The organism is Bowmanella dokdonensis (genome assembly GCF_017254865.1).
GTDB classification, from domain to species: Bacteria; Pseudomonadota; Gammaproteobacteria; order Enterobacterales; family Alteromonadaceae; genus Bowmanella; species Bowmanella dokdonensis.
Genome location: NZ_JAFKCV010000014.1, coordinates 35,336 through 52,983, shown reverse-complemented (window position 1 = coordinate 52,983; position 17,648 = coordinate 35,336). Strand labels below are relative to the sequence as shown.

10 protein-coding genes are annotated in these 17,648 nt (G+C 48.9%); 8 read left to right on the top strand and 2 right to left on the bottom strand.

What is annotated here, in order from left to right; all coding sequences use genetic code 11:
* Positions 1-751 precede the first annotated feature (751 nt).
* The 7 genes from J0A66_RS18145 to eda all read left to right on the top strand — a co-directional run bounded on the left by J0A66_RS18145 (position 752) and on the right by eda (position 9,571).
* Positions 752-1,630: an NAD(P)-dependent oxidoreductase gene (locus J0A66_RS18145; RefSeq protein WP_206575271.1), complete on the top strand. Its 879-nt coding sequence runs from the start codon at positions 752-754 to the stop codon at positions 1,628-1,630.
* 185 nt (positions 1,631-1,815) lie between these two features.
* The gene (locus J0A66_RS18140) at positions 1,816-4,086 is read left to right on the top strand and encodes a chondroitinase-B domain-containing protein (protein ID WP_206575270.1); all 2,271 of its coding nucleotides are present in this window, start codon (positions 1,816-1,818) and stop codon (positions 4,084-4,086) included.
* A gap of 6 nt (positions 4,087-4,092) precedes the next feature.
* Positions 4,093-6,300, top strand: a complete 2,208-nt coding sequence (locus J0A66_RS18135; protein WP_206575269.1) for a heparinase II/III domain-containing protein — start codon at positions 4,093-4,095, stop codon at positions 6,298-6,300.
* Positions 6,301-6,311: 11 nt separating this feature from the next.
* Positions 6,312-6,656 carry a cupin domain-containing protein gene (locus tag J0A66_RS18130; RefSeq protein WP_206575268.1) on the top strand — a complete coding sequence of 115 codons (345 nt, stop codon included), beginning with the start codon at positions 6,312-6,314 and terminating at the stop codon, positions 6,654-6,656.
* A gap of 2 nt (positions 6,657-6,658) precedes the next feature.
* On the top strand, positions 6,659-7,966 hold the full coding sequence (locus J0A66_RS18125; RefSeq protein ID WP_206575267.1) for an MFS transporter: 1,308 nt from the start codon (positions 6,659-6,661) through the stop codon (positions 7,964-7,966).
* Positions 7,967-7,970: 4 nt separating this feature from the next.
* The gene (locus J0A66_RS18120) at positions 7,971-8,903 is read left to right on the top strand and encodes a sugar kinase (protein WP_206575266.1); all 933 of its coding nucleotides are present in this window, start codon (positions 7,971-7,973) and stop codon (positions 8,901-8,903) included.
* A 50-nt stretch (positions 8,904-8,953) separates the two neighbouring features.
* Positions 8,954-9,571 (top strand): bifunctional 4-hydroxy-2-oxoglutarate aldolase/2-dehydro-3-deoxy-phosphogluconate aldolase, encoded by a 618-nt coding sequence (eda, locus tag J0A66_RS18115; RefSeq protein ID WP_206575265.1) that lies wholly within the window; start codon positions 8,954-8,956, stop codon positions 9,569-9,571.
* 470 nt (positions 9,572-10,041) lie between these two features.
* Here the strand turns inward: eda and J0A66_RS18110 are convergent, their stop codons facing one another.
* Positions 10,042-13,023 (bottom strand): TonB-dependent receptor, encoded by a 2,982-nt coding sequence (locus tag J0A66_RS18110; protein WP_206575264.1) that lies wholly within the window; start codon positions 13,021-13,023, stop codon positions 10,042-10,044.
* A 504-nt stretch (positions 13,024-13,527) separates the two neighbouring features.
* On the opposite strand from J0A66_RS18110, the gene J0A66_RS18105 reads away from it, so the two are divergent.
* A complete protein-coding gene (locus J0A66_RS18105; RefSeq protein ID WP_206575263.1) occupies positions 13,528-15,309 on the top strand; it encodes a sialate O-acetylesterase in 1,782 nt (593 codons plus the stop codon).
* Positions 15,310-15,606: 297 nt separating this feature from the next.
* Here the strand turns inward: J0A66_RS18105 and J0A66_RS18100 are convergent, their stop codons facing one another.
* Entirely contained in the window at positions 15,607-17,397 is a 1,791-nt protein-coding gene (locus J0A66_RS18100; protein ID WP_206575262.1) for a polysaccharide lyase family 7 protein, read from the bottom strand.
* Positions 17,398-17,648: the final 251 nt, after the last annotated feature.

The window sequence follows — 17,648 nt, the reverse complement described above, 5'->3', positions numbered from 1 at the left end:
AGCCCTTGAAACAGAAGAGTAATTTATCACGTTGGATGGGTGAAATGTTATTGAAAGCAAAGAGCATTGGCAGGTTTCTATACGGGGGAAGTAGTGGCTATTGGCGCATGTTGTGACGTTGGATCCAGAGCTTTCTTGGAATTGGCCATGGAGGAGGTAGGCAGGGATGTCAGTATTGGCATCTAACAACTCCCACTCCTTATTGCTCTTTCCCTGGTATTGGATGCGGAGACATCATGTGCAAGCTGCCATAAGCAATTCTGAGAGTGGCCTCTTGGCTTACCAATTTGGTGTGTTGGTTATTACCGATTGGCTAAAGAAGGTCTGTCATTCTGAAATACTAGTGAAGCACCGTTGCCGTCTTTTGGCCTCCTCGCCTGAATAAATCAATCTCCTACTATTTTCATATAAAACAATTGCTTGTCTTGGATTGTCAGGCGTGTTCAGCTCCTTCTTCAGAGATTTTCAAGCCTCTGTATTCCTAGTTCTGTTTACTTCTTGGTCAAGTATGTATGGCTCTTTGATCATACAGTGGTTAAATTATTGGTTGACAAATTGGCAATACATAAATAGTTTACTGATATACCGGGTGGTTAGTTAAAGGATTTGGCCAACCAAAAAGTGGCCGGTATGTATCGAGTTCTATAACTGCACTTTATCTGTTGCGAGAGAGCAATAAAGCGTAGCTGAGCGGACGTAGGTAAGCGTACTTGCACCAGTGGCTATGCGGCAACCAAACTAGGGGTTACTCATGTCAAAACCAGTGATCGGTTTCATCGGCCTCGGCCTTATGGGCGGCAACATGGTCGAAAATTTACAGAAGAAAGGCTATGAGCTGACTGTAATGGATCTCAACAGAGACGCTGTTGCAGCCTGCGTTGCCAGAGGTGCATCCACTGCAAACTCAGCAAAGGAGCTGGCAGCATCTGTCGATATCATCATGCTCTGTCTGACCACCTCGGCCATTGTTGAAAAAGTGGTTTATGGCGAAGAGGGTATTCTCGCTGGCATCAAAGAAGGGTCTGTGTTGGTGGACTTTGGCACCTCTATTCCAGCGTCAACACGCAAGATCGGTGCTGACCTGGCTAAGAAAGGGGCTGGAATGATTGACGCCCCCCTGGGTCGCACCCCTGCTCATGCAAAAGATGGCTTGCTTAACATTATGGCAGCGGGTGACCCGGAAACATTCAATAAAGTTAAACCTGTTCTGCAAGACCAAGGGGAGAACCTGTTCTACCTGGGCGTTCTGGGGGCTGGCCATACGACAAAATTAATCAATAACTTTGTTGGTATGACCACCGTGTGTGCCATGTCTCAGGCGTTTGCAATAGCCGATCGCGCCGGTGTTGACCGGCAACAGTTGTTCGACATCATGTCGACGGGTCCGTCCAACTCCCCATTTATGAAATTCTGTAAAAACTATGCGGTGGACAATGTCAGTGATCTGGGATTCTCACTTGCCAATGCAAACAAGGACTTAGGCTATTTCTTACAAATGGTCGAGGACCTGGGCACCGAGTCAAAGATCGCCCGCGGCTCATCTTCTGATCTACAAGCGGCAAACGATGCCGGAATGGGGAACGGGAATGTTCCTGAGATTTTCGATTATTACCTCAAGCTTGGAAAATAAACCGGAATGTCTCTAAGTCAGAGATTATCCCCGGGCTACGACGCTGGTGCTTGGGATATGTTTTTGAATGCCGACTACTTCTAACGTGCTGATGAGGCGGAACTTGCCAGCACAGAAAGTCAGCTCTCGTCTCATGAATACTAAGCCATGAAGCGAACTTCAGCAGCGAGGTGCAGGGTCTTCTTATGCGTTTTCTCAATGTTCATCTGATAAAAACAAGCTTGATTCTGGCCTTTCTCTTGGTGCCCGAATTGGCTGAGGCCACAGAATACTTTGTAGAAAGCAAAGCAGACTACAACGAGCTTTCATCCAATCTGGTGGCGGGCGACACCCTGGTCCTTAAAAATGGGATCTGGAATGATTTTGAAATTTTACTTTCAGGTCAGGGCCAGCAGAACAATCCCATCACACTGACGGCTGAAACCAAAGGACGAGTCATACTCTCCGGCCAATCAAATCTCAGGCTTGCAGGTCAGCACCTTCTCGTTTCCGGGTTGGTATTCAAAAATGGTTACACCCCCAGCAGCGCCGTCATTGAGTTTCGCACGAATAGTGACGAACTCGCTTTCCATTCACGGGTGACCGAAGTGGTGATAGATAGTTACAACAATCCTGACAAACAGGAATCGGATTATTGGGTGGCCTTGTATGGTAAGCATAATCGCCTAGATCACAGTCATTTTGTCGGAAAGCGAAATAAAGGCGTCACCCTCGCTGTCAGACTGAATAGCCAGAAGAGCCAACAGAACTACCACCAGATTGATCACAACTACTTCGGTTACCGCCCGGTTTTTGGCTCAAATGGTGGTGAAACCCTGCGAATCGGCACCAGTCATTATTCGCTCACCGACTCCCATACGCTGGTGGAGAACAACTACTTCGAACATACCAACGGTGAAGTAGAAATTATCTCAGTCAAGTCGGGGAAAAATACGCTTCGCGGTAATCTCTTTTACGAGTCTCGCGGCACCCTGACACTTCGTCATGGCAACGGCAATATCGTTGAGCAGAACATCTTTGTGGGGAATGGGGTTGAGCATACGGGCGGCATACGCGTCATCAATCAAGATCAGGTTATTCGCAACAATTACCTGGAAGCATTAACCGGCTATCGGTTCGGTAGTGGCTTTACTGTTATGAACGGTGTTGCAGACTCACCAATCAACCGGTATCACCAGGTAGAAAATGCCGTCATTGAGAACAACAGTTTTATAAACGTTCGCCATATTCAGTTGGCTGCCGGCAGCGATGCCGAGCGTACGGCCGTTCCCATCCGCTCTGTGATGAAAGATAACCTGATTATCAATAGCGACAATCAGCAGCCTTTCAGCCTGTTTGATGATGTCAGCGGGATCAGGTTGTCAGGAAACATAGCAAACACCGAAGTGCCGGATGAATTGAGCTACGGTGTTCAACAACAGAGCGTTGCCCTTGAACGGGGTAAAAACGGCCTGCTGTATCCGGTTTCTGAAAAGCTCAATGCTGGTGCCATCCGGGGCTTAAAAGTGCTCTCCAAAAGTGAAGTCGGGGTAAGCTGGTATCCTAAATCCCCCGTTTTGGTGCCGTTCGATTCAGGCAAAGTCCATAGAGTCGAAAATGGCTCCAATGAATTATTAACCGCCATCAATAGCGCTGATTCCGGCGACATCCTTGAGTTGGCCAATGGCCAGTATGACATTCCTAAACTGGTAAAGATTGATAAAACGTTAACGATAAAAGCAGCAAAGCAGGGCCAGGTAAAGCTGACCTTTGAACGTTCCACATTATTCGAAATCCAGGATGGGGGAAGCTTGAAGCTCGATGGTTTAACCCTCTCGGGCGAGCTAAGCCCTGACGCTGCGGGTAACTCTGTTGTTCGGACGCAGAAGTGGGGCATGGTTGAAAACTACCGCTTTGTTATGCTGAATTCGCAGGTTGCTGGGCTGGATATCAACCATTCATTCGACTTTTTCACGACCGGCAAAGGTGCCTTCGCTGACGAAATCAGCCTGATAAATAACACCTTCGATAAGGTGACCGGTGACATCCTGCGACTGAATACCGAAATTGAGGATTTAGGTATTTATAACGCCGAGTATGTCACCTTAAAAGGCAACAGTTTCAGCAAGGTCGCCGGGGCGGTGGTCAAACTCTATCGCGGAGGCACCGATGAAAGCACTTTCGGGCCGCATTTTTTAATGGCTGACAACAAACTCAGCCAGGTCGGTCAGGGCAAGCGGAACAAGAGTAAAGCCAGCCTCTACCTGCATGGTGTACAGGTCACTGACATTACCAGCAACGTCATAGAAAGCTCAGCCCCGATAGTCATTGAACATACAGTAGGGGAGCCAAAAACGGTGATTAAGGACAATCTTTTTGATGATACCGGTACCCCGATAGTGACAGAGCTCAGGGGTGAGGGGCCCCATACGGCGGTAATCGACAACAATAAAACGCTTAACAAAGAGATGAGGTAGAGCCCGATGAAGGTTCCATTGCTCCTGCTGACAACAAAATGGCTGACTCTGACTGCTTTTGCCCTGTTGTTGTCATTCAACGTTCAGGCCATGCATCCTAATTTAGTCATCACACAAACCGATGTTATTGCTATGCGCAATGCCGTCACCGAGCCTGGGAGCTTTACCACAGCTTATTACGCTCTCAAAGCCAGGGTCGACCAGCAGATGCCATTTCCTGTCATAGTGCCGGTACCCAAGGACGGTGGCGGTGGCTATACCCACGAGCGCCATAAGAAAAATTACCAGCTCATGTATAACGCCGGCATTGTTTATCAACTAAGCCAGGATAAGGCCTATGCACACTATGTCCGTGACATGTTGCTGGCTTATGCAAAGTTGTATCCGACCCTGGATCTCCATCCTGCACGAAAAGTCAGATCACAAAACCCCGGAAAGCTGTTTTGGCAAAGCCTGAATGAAGCCGTTTGGTTGGTGCATACCATCCAGGCCTATGACCTGGTTTACGATGCGTTAAGTGGGCAGGACATTGAGAAGATAGAGTCTGAGCTACTCAGACCTGTTGCACTTTTTTTGTCAGAAGGACAACCATCCACGTTCAACAAGGTCCACAATCACGGTACCTGGGCGACTGCCGGGGTAGGTATGGCAGGCTATGTGATGGATGAGCCTGAGTGGGTAGAGAAAGCCCTCTACGATCTGGACAAGTCAGGGAATGGGGGGTTTCTTAGACAATTGGATGAGTTGTTCTCTCCCCAGGGATATTACAACGAGGGACCCTATTATCAGCGCTATGCGCTTATGCCGTTCGTAACCTTTGCCCGGGCCATTGACAATAACGAGCCGCAAAGAAAGATCTTTCAGCACCGAAACGGTGTCTTATTAAAAGCCATAGATACCACTATTCAGTTGAGCTATGGCGGTCTGTTTTTCCCCATCAACGATGCTATCAAGAGTAAGGGGATAGACACCATCGAACTGGTCCATGGGGTCGCACTGGCCTACAGCCTGACCGAGGATCCAGGCTACCTGGATATTGCCGAACGGCAGGGTCAGATCATTCTTTCCGGCGAAGGCCTGAAAGTGGCGAAAGCCCTCGACAAGGGGCTTGCCGAACCTTACCAGTTCAATTCACTTGCGTTCGGTGATGGCAGCGACGGCAAGCAGGGAGCGCTGGTGGTCATGCGCAGTGAGTTGGGCGGCCATCAGGCCCTGCTGTTTAAACCCGCTGCCCAGGGCCTGGGGCACGGCCACTTTGACAAGCTTACCTGGCAATATTATGACCAGGGGAATGAAATCGTCTCCGACTATGGTGCGGCGCGTTTTCTCAATGTTGAAGCTAAATATGGTGGCCGCTACTTACCCGAAAACGAAAGCTACGCCAAGCAAACCGTTGCCCATAATACCTTGGTGGTGGATGAAACCAGCCACTTCGACGGCGATGTCGAGGTGGGCAATCAAAACGCGCCCACACTCAATTACTTTGAAACCAACCAATTTGGCGCAGTCGCCAGTGGGGAAATTCACACCGCTTACCCGGGAGTTAAGCTTGAACGCACCCTTGCTCTGATTAACCTGGTAGAGCTTGAAAAGACCATAGTACTGGATGTATTCGATGTCGGCGCATCAGGTGCGCATCAATTGGACCTTCCATTGCACTACCTGGGCCAGCTCATCGATACGAACTTTGAGCTGTCGGTAAACACAAAACAGCTTTCGGTCCTGGGCTCTGAAAACGGCTATCAACATCTCTGGCTGAAAGGTTGTGGTCAACCAGAGCCCGGACTGGCAAAAGTTTCCTGGCTGAACGACAACGGCCGGTTTTACACCCTCACCAGTTTGGTAAAGGGCGACGAAGAATACCTCTTTACCCAGATAGGCGCCAACGATCCGAACTTTAACCTGCGCAATGAGCAGGCCTTTATCCGCAGGGTAAAGAACAAAAAGCAGCATCAGTTTGTTTCTATACTGGAACCTCACGGCGAATATAACCCCCGTAAAGAATACACCTTGGACGCTCAGAGCAAGCTTACCGAACTTGCTTATACCGGACAGGATGATTTGGCGCTGGTAAAAATCTCCATTGCGGGCATGCACTACCTGGTTGCGGTGAACCAGTCAGCAGAGGGGGCGATCAAGCGAGATTTTCAATATCAAGGCAAGCCCTTTTCCATTGCCGGCCGACTGGCTGTTTATGCACTGAATGATCTTTAGGAGTAAGTCATATGAGTAAGCAAAGTACACCTTTCCTGTTTGGCGATGAAACTGAAATTGAAGATCTTGGTGGTGGTCTGAAGCGCCAAGTGCTGGGCTATAACCATGAACTGATGATGGTCAAGGTTTGGTTTGCCAAGGGGGCAGAAGGTTATGTGCACAAGCATCGTCATTCCCAGGTGACTTATGTGGAAGCCGGAGAGTTCCACTTCAATATAGGTGGTGAGATCAAAGTACTGAAGCCCGGCGACAGCTGCTTAATTCCACCGCATGTGGAGCACGGTGCAGTTTGTCCCACCGGAGGTATTCTGATCGATACGTTCAGTCCCGCCAGAGAAGACTTTCTTAAGGAATGAGTATGAAACTGAAAGGCTTACGCTGGTGGGTCATTGCATTAATCGCCCTGGCGACCATCATCAACTACATCGATCGACAATCGCTCAGCGTCCTCTGGCCGGATATTGTTGAGGACTTGTTCCCAGATAAATCGGCAATGGAACGCAAGCAGATATATGCCAACATCTCCGTTGTCTTCGTCTTCGCCTATGCCTTTGGTCAGGCAATTTTCGGAAAAATATTTGACTGGGTGGGCACACGTATTGGATTCGTCCTGTCCATAGGCGTCTGGTCACTGGCAACTATTGCGCATGCGTTTGCTCAGGGTGTACTTAGCTTCAGTATTTTCAGAGCCATACTCGGGGTAGCTGAAGCGGGCAACTGGCCAGGTGCCACCAAGGGCAATGCAGAATGGTTTCCGGTTAAGGAACGTGCGTTAGCACAAGGAATCTTCAACTCGGGCGCTGCAATCGGTGGCATTATCTCTATCCCGTTAATCGCATTTCTGACCCTGTACTTCAGTTGGCAAATGGTCTTTGTGATTGTCGGTCTGGTGGGTTTTCTCTGGCTGATCCCCTGGTTAGTTCTGGTCAAGGCTCCGCCGGCTATGCACGCCTGGATTACAGAAGAGGAACGGGAGTATATCCTTACCGGCCAAAAGCGGGTGTTGACACCGGAGAAGGCAACGCAATCGGAAGAAGATGACTATAACCCCAGTACCGCTGAACTGTTATCCCGCAAAGAAAGTTGGGGGGTTATTATCGCCTCGGCAGCCATTGATCCGATTTGGTGGCTGTTTGTTTTTTGGATCCCAATTTACCTGAACGAAGTCTACGGCATGGATGTGCAGTCCATCGGCCTTTATGGCTGGGTGCCTTATGTGGGAGCAATGCTCGGTGCCTGGTTTGGTGGCCTATTCGCACAGAACCGGCTGAAGGCGGGTTGGAGTGCGGATAAAACCCGTAAGCTGGCAATCACCCTGGGCTGTCTGATCATGTTGCCCTCCCTCTTAGCCATGGCAGACCCGGGTGAACCCGTAACGGCCGTGCTGATCATGGCGGTCATCCTGTTTGGTTTCCAAACGGCTATTGGCAATGTGCAAACCCTTCCCAGCGATCTCTACAGCAAGAGGGCCGTTGGTACTTTGGCAGGGTTCTCCGGTATGGCTGCCAAACTCGGGGCCGTCGGTCTGACCTCTCTGGTGCCATTTCTCACAGCTGATGGAAACTACACACCGGCATTTGTTATCGGCGCGTCTCTGGCGATAACGGCGGTGGCAGCTGTGTGGATTTTGATACCCACCATCGAACCTTTAAAGAAAGCCGGGTAAGAGCATGGCAAAGATATATTTTCTGGGTGAGTGCTTGGTTGAACTGCGGGAACTGGATGACGCGACAATGGCGCAGTCCTTTGCCGGCGATGTATACAACTCAGCGGTCTATTTGAAGCGCTGTTTTCCAAAGATAACAGTGTCGATGGTCACAGCGATTGGCAGTGACCGGCTCAGCGAAAAAATGCTCACCCGCTTTAAAAGTGAAAACTTAGACACTCAGCTTGTGTTTCGACATCCAAGCAAAGTAGCCGGCATGTATCTCATTGAGACAGATGACGCGGGCGAAAGGCGCTTCACTTATTGGCGCAATGACTCTGCGGCAAGGAAGGTGGTTGAGTTTCTCAGTGATGGCGTTGTTGACCAGTTGGCGACAGCAGATATGTTCTTCTTCTCCGGAATTCCACTCGCGATCATTGAAAAACACAGTCGCAACGCCTTCTGGCAGAAACTGGAATCTCTCAAGCAGGCGGGAGTGAAACTGGTCTTTGACCCAAATTACCGGTCGCAATTGTGGGCACACAAAGAAGATGCAATTGAACAGTTCGACAGGGCATTTCACTTAAGCGATATCGCCTTACCCGGCGTGGAGGATCTGACCGTCCTTTACGGCATCGAATCTGCGCAGGAGGCTGTTGGTTTTTGTCAGCAATATGATCTGGAAGAAATCGTAGTGAAGGACGGGCCAAAATCCGTTGTCACGCTGGCTGGCACAGAACGACTCAGCCATCAGATCAGCCCCGTTACTAATGTCATTGACACCACCTCAGCCGGCGATGCCTTCAATGGTGTTTACCTGGGTGCGCGCCTGTCAGGACGAACCATCGCCGAAGCCGTTCAACTGGGTGCTAAAGCCGCCGGAACGGTAATACAACACCCCGGCGCCATTGCACCATTGGCAGCGTTCAAACAGGCCATGTCTGAAGCAGGCATATAGCTGGTATGGCAGAGCACGGCATCCACTAATAATTAAAGAGATACTCAGACATGACTCGCTTTTCTGAACTGATGTCAGGACAGACATTATTACCCATCATTCAAGCTGATTCGCCAGAACAAGGCGTTCAGATTGCTCAAGCCATGGCCGGGGCCGGTCTCACTCTGGTTGAGGTTGTATTGAGGACCAAAGCTTCCCTGGCAGCGTTGACTGCTATAAAGAAAGAGGTGCCCCAGCTTAAGGTGGGTGCCGGGACTGTGACGGATGCCCAGATTCTGAAGCAGGCGATTGACGCAGGTTCAGATTTTATCGTGACACCTGCGGTGTCAGAGCGGCTTCTTGGTGAGTTGGCCGCTTGCGGGGTCCCCGTATTACCCGGGGTATCTAATACCGGTGAAATTCTGATGGCCTCTGAGTACGGCTTTGCTGAGCTGAAACTTTTTCCTGCCTCCCTGTCCGGGGGAGCCCCATTTCTGGCGGCTCTGTCTTCGGTGTTCCAATCAATCCGGTTTTGTCCAACCGGAGGAGTAAACCAGCAAAATAAGATGGACTATCTGTCACTGAACAATGTGTTTGCAGTAGGCGGAACCTGGGTCGCACCCGCGAAGTGGGTACAGCAGGGAAACTGGAAGGCTATTACCACGGCTTGTTATCACGCGCTTAACTGATAAAAGCCAGGCCAGTACCCTAAACAGTCAGAGTGATTTGATCAACAACCTGCATTGCAACGCCTCTTTCATCAAGTTGGTGGGATTCCACTGCCAATTACTACGCTTTGCTTAATCGTGTCTAACACTGAAGGGGCTGAGCTCACAATTTTTTAAAAAATGGTCACGGATAAGGCTATCTTTGCTATTTGCTTGCCGAGCTGCTTAACGTTTAAGGCAGGAGCTCAGTCCATTTGTTCAACAGGGCCGCTTGACGGAGGGAGTCATTGCTTTGTATGTTCTTGCCAATTGTTAGGCGTTGACTCCAGTTAATGCGGTCACTACCCACGACGTGGCGCTATGCATTTACTTATCGACAAATGAAGCCGCTTCCTTGCGGCGTAAGGTCACTTGTGGAAATGTCCTTCAATAATAGTTGTCGACCTTAAAGAACAATCACCAAATATGAGTGGGTCAGTTTTCCGGCCCGGCTACCTGTATGTGTATCTGGCACTTAGGTAATAAGTTGTGCCAAAAGCCTGGTAATCCCTGAAGCTTCCCATTACGGGCATATAGTCAACCCTGGGTTCGTCAGTGATATTGACTGCGTCGAATTGGAACTTCAGGCTTTTGGAGTAGGTGTAGCTTGCCCTAAGGTTGACCGTATTTACGTCTGGAACATACCGAAGCTGGGAGTTACCGCCAAGAAAAGCTTGGAAGTATTCAGAGCGATAGTTGTATATGGCCTGAATATCAAAATCACCTATGGCATAAAACAGTTGAGCTGATAGCGTATGCTTGGCTGAACCTGATAGGCCGGCAGGCTCAATTATACCTTTTATAACCGTTGAGGTTTCCGGATCGTACTGGTCACCTAATAAAATATCCTGTGTCTTATAGTTAGTATCTGCGTAGTTATACCCGGCTTTAACTCCCAGGCCCTTGAACGGGTCAGGCAACCAGGTAAATGTATGGGCCAGAGACAGCTCGAAGCCCAATAAGCTGGAGGTATCTTCAGTTGATTTGTCCTGCTGCACTGGTACCGTCGCCTGTTGTCCTTCAATCTCGAAAACTTCGTTTCTGATCTCTGGAATAGTGCCCCCCTCAAACTCCTTGTAGTAGGTTGCAAAACTCAGTAGGGAGTCTTCATTCGGGTACCATTCCAACGAAATGTCGTAGTTCCAAGCCCTCAGAGGTTCAATGTAAGGACTTCCTTCAGCGGTCACCCCTGCAATGGCATCTTCTATATTGGTAAATCCATTTTCGTCGGAGTTAGTGCTAAAGTTACGACCGGCCCCCAACGCGCTTGGGTCAGGTCGGGCTAGGGCGCGATAGATTGCACCCCGTAAGAGTACATCGTCCGCCAGTGAATAAACGAGATTCACGCTGGGCAATACATCGACAAAGTCATTTTCAAAGACAACATTTTCGTAACTCTCACCATCAGGGACCAGATTAAATCCGCCAGAGTCACCTATGGGCTGCATTACCAGAGCTGTCCTTAATCCCGTAGATTCAACTTTCGTCTTGACTACCCGGACACCAAAATTTCCTCTTAGCTCTTTGTCAGCCACCAAGGTGTTGTAGCTTGCCATAGCATAGCCGGCAAAGGTTTCTTCGGTCAGATTGACATTTGCCGGGTCAAGCAAGGCATCGTCAGGCACCACCAGGTCGTCGTCACCCACATAGGCATTGAATAAACATAAACTATCGAAAGTAGCGAATTCGGTGATTGCGGCACCGGATGCATCACTGAGAAAATCTTGCTGAGGGAAGGCGGTTCTGCAGGATTCATTTGCTTGTCTATCGATTTCCCTGTCACTTTGCGTGTATTCGACTCTGGTAAAAAAGTCGTCATAACTTAAGCGAGCAAACCGAATGCCGGCATCAATGGAGCTTATTGGACTATCGCCTACCAGGTAGCTTGCATCAAAAGCGGCTGCGGAAACGGTATAGTTACTTTCTGTTTCGTCTCTTAACAGCCTCAAGTCATCACTAAACAGATCATGATTGGTAACATCGAACCTTGGGTCAACGTTAATAATGGGTACATCGGTTCCTTTTGAAAAATCCCATGTGTAATAGACTTTGCCTCCCCATGTTGAAGGAAAGTCTTCATTTTGGGGAAGCTCATTACCATATATATCGGATGTATCAGAGCGCAGCCTGGTACGACGACGCAGGTCATTTCGAACCGTATCTGAATAGGACAGATCAAACTTTAGGGTGAGATAGTTGGTGGCATTATAGGCGATGTTAAATCTCCCGCCTTTATAATCCTCATTGCGGATGAAATAGTCACCTTCGGCAGATAACTGTGAGGTTCCCTCAAAGTAGGTAAGTGCTCCGTTTTCAGCCACTTTCCTGTCAGGTCCTATTCTGCGCGCATCACTGAACGCCAGGTCATGTCTGTCTTCAATATATTCTCTTAGCGATAGTTGGCTATCCATGCTGATGGTAAGCCGGTCCGACGGTTTCCATTGAAGTCCCAGAAATGCTGCATCTCGCTGATCCTTTTCACCTTGCTGTCTGATTCCGAATGAATTCGGCACCAAATAATAAGGGTTGTCGCTGTTCTCACTTCCCGGCGTTAATGACGTGTTTGTACAGCGAGCAAACCTTCCACGTTTGCCATCGCTATCGTTGGGGTCCCCGAGGGCCGCTGGCATAACAGTTTGGTCACAGGCGGACCATGTAGAGCTTGAATAAACTCTGTCCTGAGGGTTAGTGGTATCATTACGCTGTATACCAATCGAAAGACCAATTTCTCCCAGATTTTCGCTTGAATACTGATCAATGTAGGAAAGCGTCAATCGGCTTCCTACCGAATCCCCAAACTCCATCTTGTCTGCGTAAGGGTTATAGCTGCCCTTCACTTCACCACGGATTAGTCTCTTGCCGTAATCGAGCGGTTTGACGGTGCCAATATCAATGGTGCCCGAGATCCCCCCTTCAATCAGGTTTGCCTGCTGTGTTTTGTAAACTGAAACCTGATTAATCACCTCTGATGGAAACTGGCTAAAATTTACTGACCGGTCACCGCTGCCGTTTGATGCTTGGCCGCCATTAAAAGTGGTGTTACCAAGAAACGGACCTAATCCGCGTAATGCAATCTCAGAGCCTCCCCCTTTGCCTCTGTGCCCGCCAGCCCCCGTTATCGTTTCCATTACTTCACTGAGTGACTGGGCGGGGAGATCTCCAATATCCTCGGCGGTGATCGCATCAACTATCGCGTTGCTGTAGCGCTTTGTGCTAATAGAACTTCTGACGACTTGTCTGACACCTTTAACTTCTATGACTTCAGTTGTCCCGTCCTTTTCTCTCTGCTCTTCATCCGTACTCTGTAATGAATCCTCTTGGGCGTCATTTAGCTGAGTTTGTGAATAAGCCACGCCTTGAATCATTGGCACTAACAAGCCAATGGCGAGTATCTGACTAATTCGAGAACTTAATAAAGATTGTTGCACGTGCATAGGTCCGCTCCCTGATCACTGGTGTTTACATTAGCTCAACATATTTTACCAATATGGTTGACAATTGTTGGCGTGCTGTCAACAATAAAATTGTCCAATGTTTTGTCATTGGTAATATCATTGTTTGAGTGTGGTTATGCTTTCCTTTCTTTCATCATGCTGCAGCACTGAAGTGTGGGCAGGGCTTTCATGATGAGAAATGGCTCTATCTGTCGGGTAGAGGGGATGGTATGGTTGATCTTGTACGCAAGGATTATTGGTTAACCAATTGTGTGACTCATCTTTCTAAGGAGTTTGGATTTGAAAAGTAAACGACAAACTAGGAAACCCATAAGAGGCCTATTGTTCTCACTCCTACTTATGGTCTTGGCCGTCCCAGGGGTTAATGCCAAAGAAGCGCAGGTTAAGTTTGGTGACGTGTTTGGGGATAGTATGGTGTTACAGGCCGATAAGCCCGCCACTGTGTGGGGAGTCGCCCCACCAGATTCGAACCTGGAGGTACGTATGAGTACCTTTAATGAAACGATTGTGGTCCCACCCTCAGGCGACTGGCAATTGCAGCTTCCCGTTCAGTTGGCTGGTACCAGAGAAAAGATAGAGTTACTCCAAGACGGCCAGATAAAGTCCACACTCAACGATGTGCTGTTTGGTGACGTGTGGCTATGCAGCGGTCAATCAAATATGGGCTTGAAAGTCAGAAAAGCAGCTAATCCTGAGAGAACGGCTAAACAAGGCGAAGAGTACCCGATAAGGATCATGGAAGTTGCCCGGAATTCGACTGTCCATGCCGAAAAGACGCTTAAGCAAGCCATCCCATGGTCCCAGGCCTCGATTAAAAGCTTGCCCAATTTCTCATCAGTGTGCTGGGAATTTGCTAAAACAATCTATCAAGCTACAGAAAGGCCTCTGGGTCTGGTGCACTCTTCTTGGGGGGGAACGACGATAGAGGATTGGATTAGCCATACTTATCTTGCTGCAGCTGGTGAAGATGACGAAGTACTGGATACGCTCAGTTTATACGCCGCTGAACCTGAAACAGCTATTGCCAACCTGGTACAGGCGACAGAAAAGTGGGCCGATGAGAATGATAAGGGGATTCGTGCCGAATGGTATCAACCCGATCACAAGGAAAGTCGTTCTTGGTCTGCCATTTCCCTGCCCGCAGTTTGGGAGAGAACCACTATAAAGGAGTTAGCAAATTTCAACGGGGTGATTTGGTTTAGAAGAACTTTCACAATCTCCGCCAAGGATACTGAAAAGCCTGCGGTGCTTCGTCTGGGCAGAATTAATGAAAGGGATACAGTTTGGATAAATGGCCAATTGATCGGTCAGACTTTCGAACCTAATCTTCAGCGTGAGTATTTACTTCCCTCAGGCTCCCTTCAAGCGGGGGAAAATACCATAGTCATCAGAGTTATTGATGAAAGAGGCTCTGGAGGTTTTTCAGACTATCCCAACAGATTCGGTATTTTTGCTCCAGGACAAGAGCTTACTTCGCTGCGTGGTCAATGGCATTACAAAATATCGGCGAGTGCGAAAAGCATAGCCCCGCCTCCCATTGTACCTTGGATGGCACCGCGAGGTTACACCACTCTTTACAACGGAATGATAAGTCCTCTGGGTAATATCACATTAAAAGGGGTGGTCTGGTATCAAGGGGAGAGCAATACGGGCTATGCACAACGCTATGAAAAGTTGCTTCCAACCTTAATCCAAAACTGGAGGGCGCAATTCCAGGATAATGAGCTTCCGTTTGTTATCGCGCAACTACCCGGGTTCGGCAACTATTCGGACCGAGCGGGCTTTTCCCGCTGGGCTGAGCTTCGAGAAGCGCAATACAAGGCTGCCGAGCAAGATCCCCATGTAGGCCTGGCCGTGTTGATTGACAGAGGTATGAATGATGATCCACATCCGTCACACAAGCAGGAGCCGGGAAAGCGGATGGCAATTGAAGCATTGAAACTGGCCTACGATAAGTCGTTACCCTCCTCTCCCTATCCTGTATCTGTGGATAGAAAAGGTGAATCGCTCATAGTGAAGTACCCAAGTGAGGTGAAATTGAAGGCCATGGGGGCAGATGTCGCCATAGGGTTTCAGATTTGTACAGTAAACGAAGCTTGTGAATTTCGTTCGGGGAGAGTGAAGGATAATGTAGTGCAGATTCCATCTGCAGCAAAAAATATCACCCATATCAAGTATGCCTGGCAAGACATGCCCATCGTCAATTTGTATGGTATTGAAGGCCTGCCCGCAGCACCCTTCAACCTCAGAGTGAATAAGCAATAAAGCTGGGTAATTTGTATTAGCCCTGACCTGATCTGACACTTGCCAATTTTGCGGCGTCGATGTCAGATTAGGTTTGAGCTAAGCGCTTTTCTGTCCCAATCCATTTTCTATCAGTTAATCTTTTCAGCCTCACCAATTGAGCGAGAAGTTGGTCCGTTACTGGCATTCTCAGTTGTTTCCTACAGTTGAGAATGCCACTTACACCGATGTCTTTACACCTTCTACGTCCACCATTGTGTGGCAGGTCCTGGCCACTGGCAATGCTGTCCGGTTTTAGCTGGTCAGACGCGTCCTGAACTAGTAACTGTAACCGTCATGGGTTTTACTCAGACTGTAGAAGGTAGCCTGAACATAGTCATTGCCATCACCCGTATTGTTCTGGTTGTAGACGCCGGCTTTAAAGTACATGTATTGATCGGTGCCATCGTGATAACCACTGTTACTCATATCCACGCTCTGCACTACATCTGCCTTACCGTCCCGATATATAGTCACAGTTAATTGGTTGGCGACCACCTTGATTGAATAACTAAAGATTTCACCCAAGGCAATACCGTCGGCAGGTTCTGATGCGGAGCTTGAGCGGTCACCTATCATGTTATACCACTGTTCGCTGTTGCCGTTACCTGGCTCATGAGCGAGGTAGACAGAGCCCTTGCTGTGGCCGGGCAGCAGGCGGTAATAAAGGCGGGCAGGCTCATCATTTTTAGCATGTATTTGCCCGATGATAACCCGGCCTCTTTGACTGGTATCACCGGTTGTGGTGACGTGGTCAACCTTCAATGTGGCGTTTAATTCGCCGTCGATACCGCCGGCAGCACTCTTATCCGAAGAGGAATAACTGGAAAATACCCAATTGTTATCATTAATTCCCTGGGTGCTTATGCTGGTATCGCCGCGACGCAGCATTTCCCTTAATTCCGACCGGGTGTAGCTGGTGTTGGTAGAGGTTTTAGGGGCATCTATGGGCGCTTTAAACACCATCCCTCCGTCGCTTCCAGTGTAGAACCAGTCGCTATGTTCATAGCCGCCAGACAGCTCAATATCTTTGATAGTGTCAGATTTGCCGTCATTATTGTTGTCAACCGGTACGCCCAGGCTCCAATCCAACAAATCAAAGTTTCCTGAAGGCGGAAGGTTGGGATCGAGACTACCGGGAGCTGGTGGTTCGGGATCCGTTGAACCTTCTGTGCAGCCGCCGATCTTGGTTTCAATAATACTATTCCAGGTATTGGAGCTGTTGCCGTAACCGGTAATACGCACGTAGCGGGCCTCGGACTCCAGCAAAGCGTGCGTCTCATAACTGGAGCTGGAACCACTGGACTGCCCGTTAACAAGTACAGATGTCCAGTTAGTGTTATCTGCGGAGGTATCGATATCGAAGTACGCACTGCGACTATCTCCTTTGTACCAGAGAGCCTGGATTTCATTCACTTTCGACAACTGACCCAGATCATAACTAATCCACTTACCGTTGCCGTCTGAGGACCAACGGGACGAATCAGCCAGGTCCCCGTCAATGGTATTGGCTGGGACATGGCCATCGTTTGTGCCATCGTCAGATGCGCTGCTTATTGCCAGGTCACTGACACCAGTGCAATCTACATTTCCAACAGGAGGATCAGGATCGACGCCGCCATCAGTCGTTTCCAGAAAAAAGTCATCAACACGTCCTTCCGCTCCGTCGTAAGCTGCGAACAGTGTGACAGAGGTCGCAGAGCCGGAGTTAAACTCCACAGCCACCTCCTCAAAAGAACTGCCACCGCCAGTGGTGCTATGCTCAGTTCCACTGACCATTGCCCCAATCTTGCCAGAGCCTTTAACGTAGACTGATAATCTGTAGTCGGTGTTGGCGTCGACAGACACTGTTTGCTCTACCCTTCCTGCGGAGCCCGTGATTTTTGCAGAGCTGTTGCCAGAATAGGATTCGCCAGAAATAGCCGATGGATCAGTGTCAGTCCAGTCGTCCCAGCCGGATTCAAACCCGGGGTTGTTAATCGGGACGCTGACTGCGTGAGCTGATGTGGTGACAGCCAGCAATACACCGGCAGCACAACAGCTAAGCGAAAATCTGTTTAGTTTATGCATCTTGCTTTCCTCTATGTTTGTTTTTGTTGTCTGTGAAGCTCGGACTCCTATGTATATTGCTTAACCAGCTACTCCATAGTTCAAATAACAAACTGGTAACAATATTAGAACAACATTAGAGCAGATTGGTAATCCAAACAAGTTTACCAAATTCAATTTCTGGCACTTTGTGTTGGTCCGGCCGGATGGTTTAAGCATTCGGCGTGCATCAGATGAATGAGGCATTGAAGCCGCAGCTAGTCTCAGGCCTC

Bases quoted from the DNA above. Each gene is read 5' to 3' on its own strand.
- eda (WP_206575265.1), top strand. From the start codon at position 8,954: ATGACTCGCTTTTCTGAACTGATGTCAGGACAGACATTATTACCCATC.
- J0A66_RS18100 (WP_206575262.1), bottom strand. From the start codon at position 17,397: ATGCATAAACTAAACAGATTTTCGCTTAGCTGTTGTGCTGCCGGTGTA.
- J0A66_RS18140 (WP_206575270.1), top strand. From the start codon at position 1,816: ATGCGTTTTCTCAATGTTCATCTGATAAAAACAAGCTTGATTCTGGCC.
- J0A66_RS18145 (WP_206575271.1), top strand. From the start codon at position 752: ATGTCAAAACCAGTGATCGGTTTCATCGGCCTCGGCCTTATGGGCGGC.
- J0A66_RS18135 (WP_206575269.1), top strand. From the start codon at position 4,093: ATGAAGGTTCCATTGCTCCTGCTGACAACAAAATGGCTGACTCTGACT.
- J0A66_RS18125 (WP_206575267.1), top strand. From the start codon at position 6,659: ATGAAACTGAAAGGCTTACGCTGGTGGGTCATTGCATTAATCGCCCTG.
- J0A66_RS18105 (WP_206575263.1), top strand. From the start codon at position 13,528: ATGAGTACCTTTAATGAAACGATTGTGGTCCCACCCTCAGGCGACTGG.
- J0A66_RS18130 (WP_206575268.1), top strand. From the start codon at position 6,312: ATGAGTAAGCAAAGTACACCTTTCCTGTTTGGCGATGAAACTGAAATT.
- J0A66_RS18120 (WP_206575266.1), top strand. From the start codon at position 7,971: ATGGCAAAGATATATTTTCTGGGTGAGTGCTTGGTTGAACTGCGGGAA.
- J0A66_RS18110 (WP_206575264.1), bottom strand. From the start codon at position 13,023: ATGCACGTGCAACAATCTTTATTAAGTTCTCGAATTAGTCAGATACTC.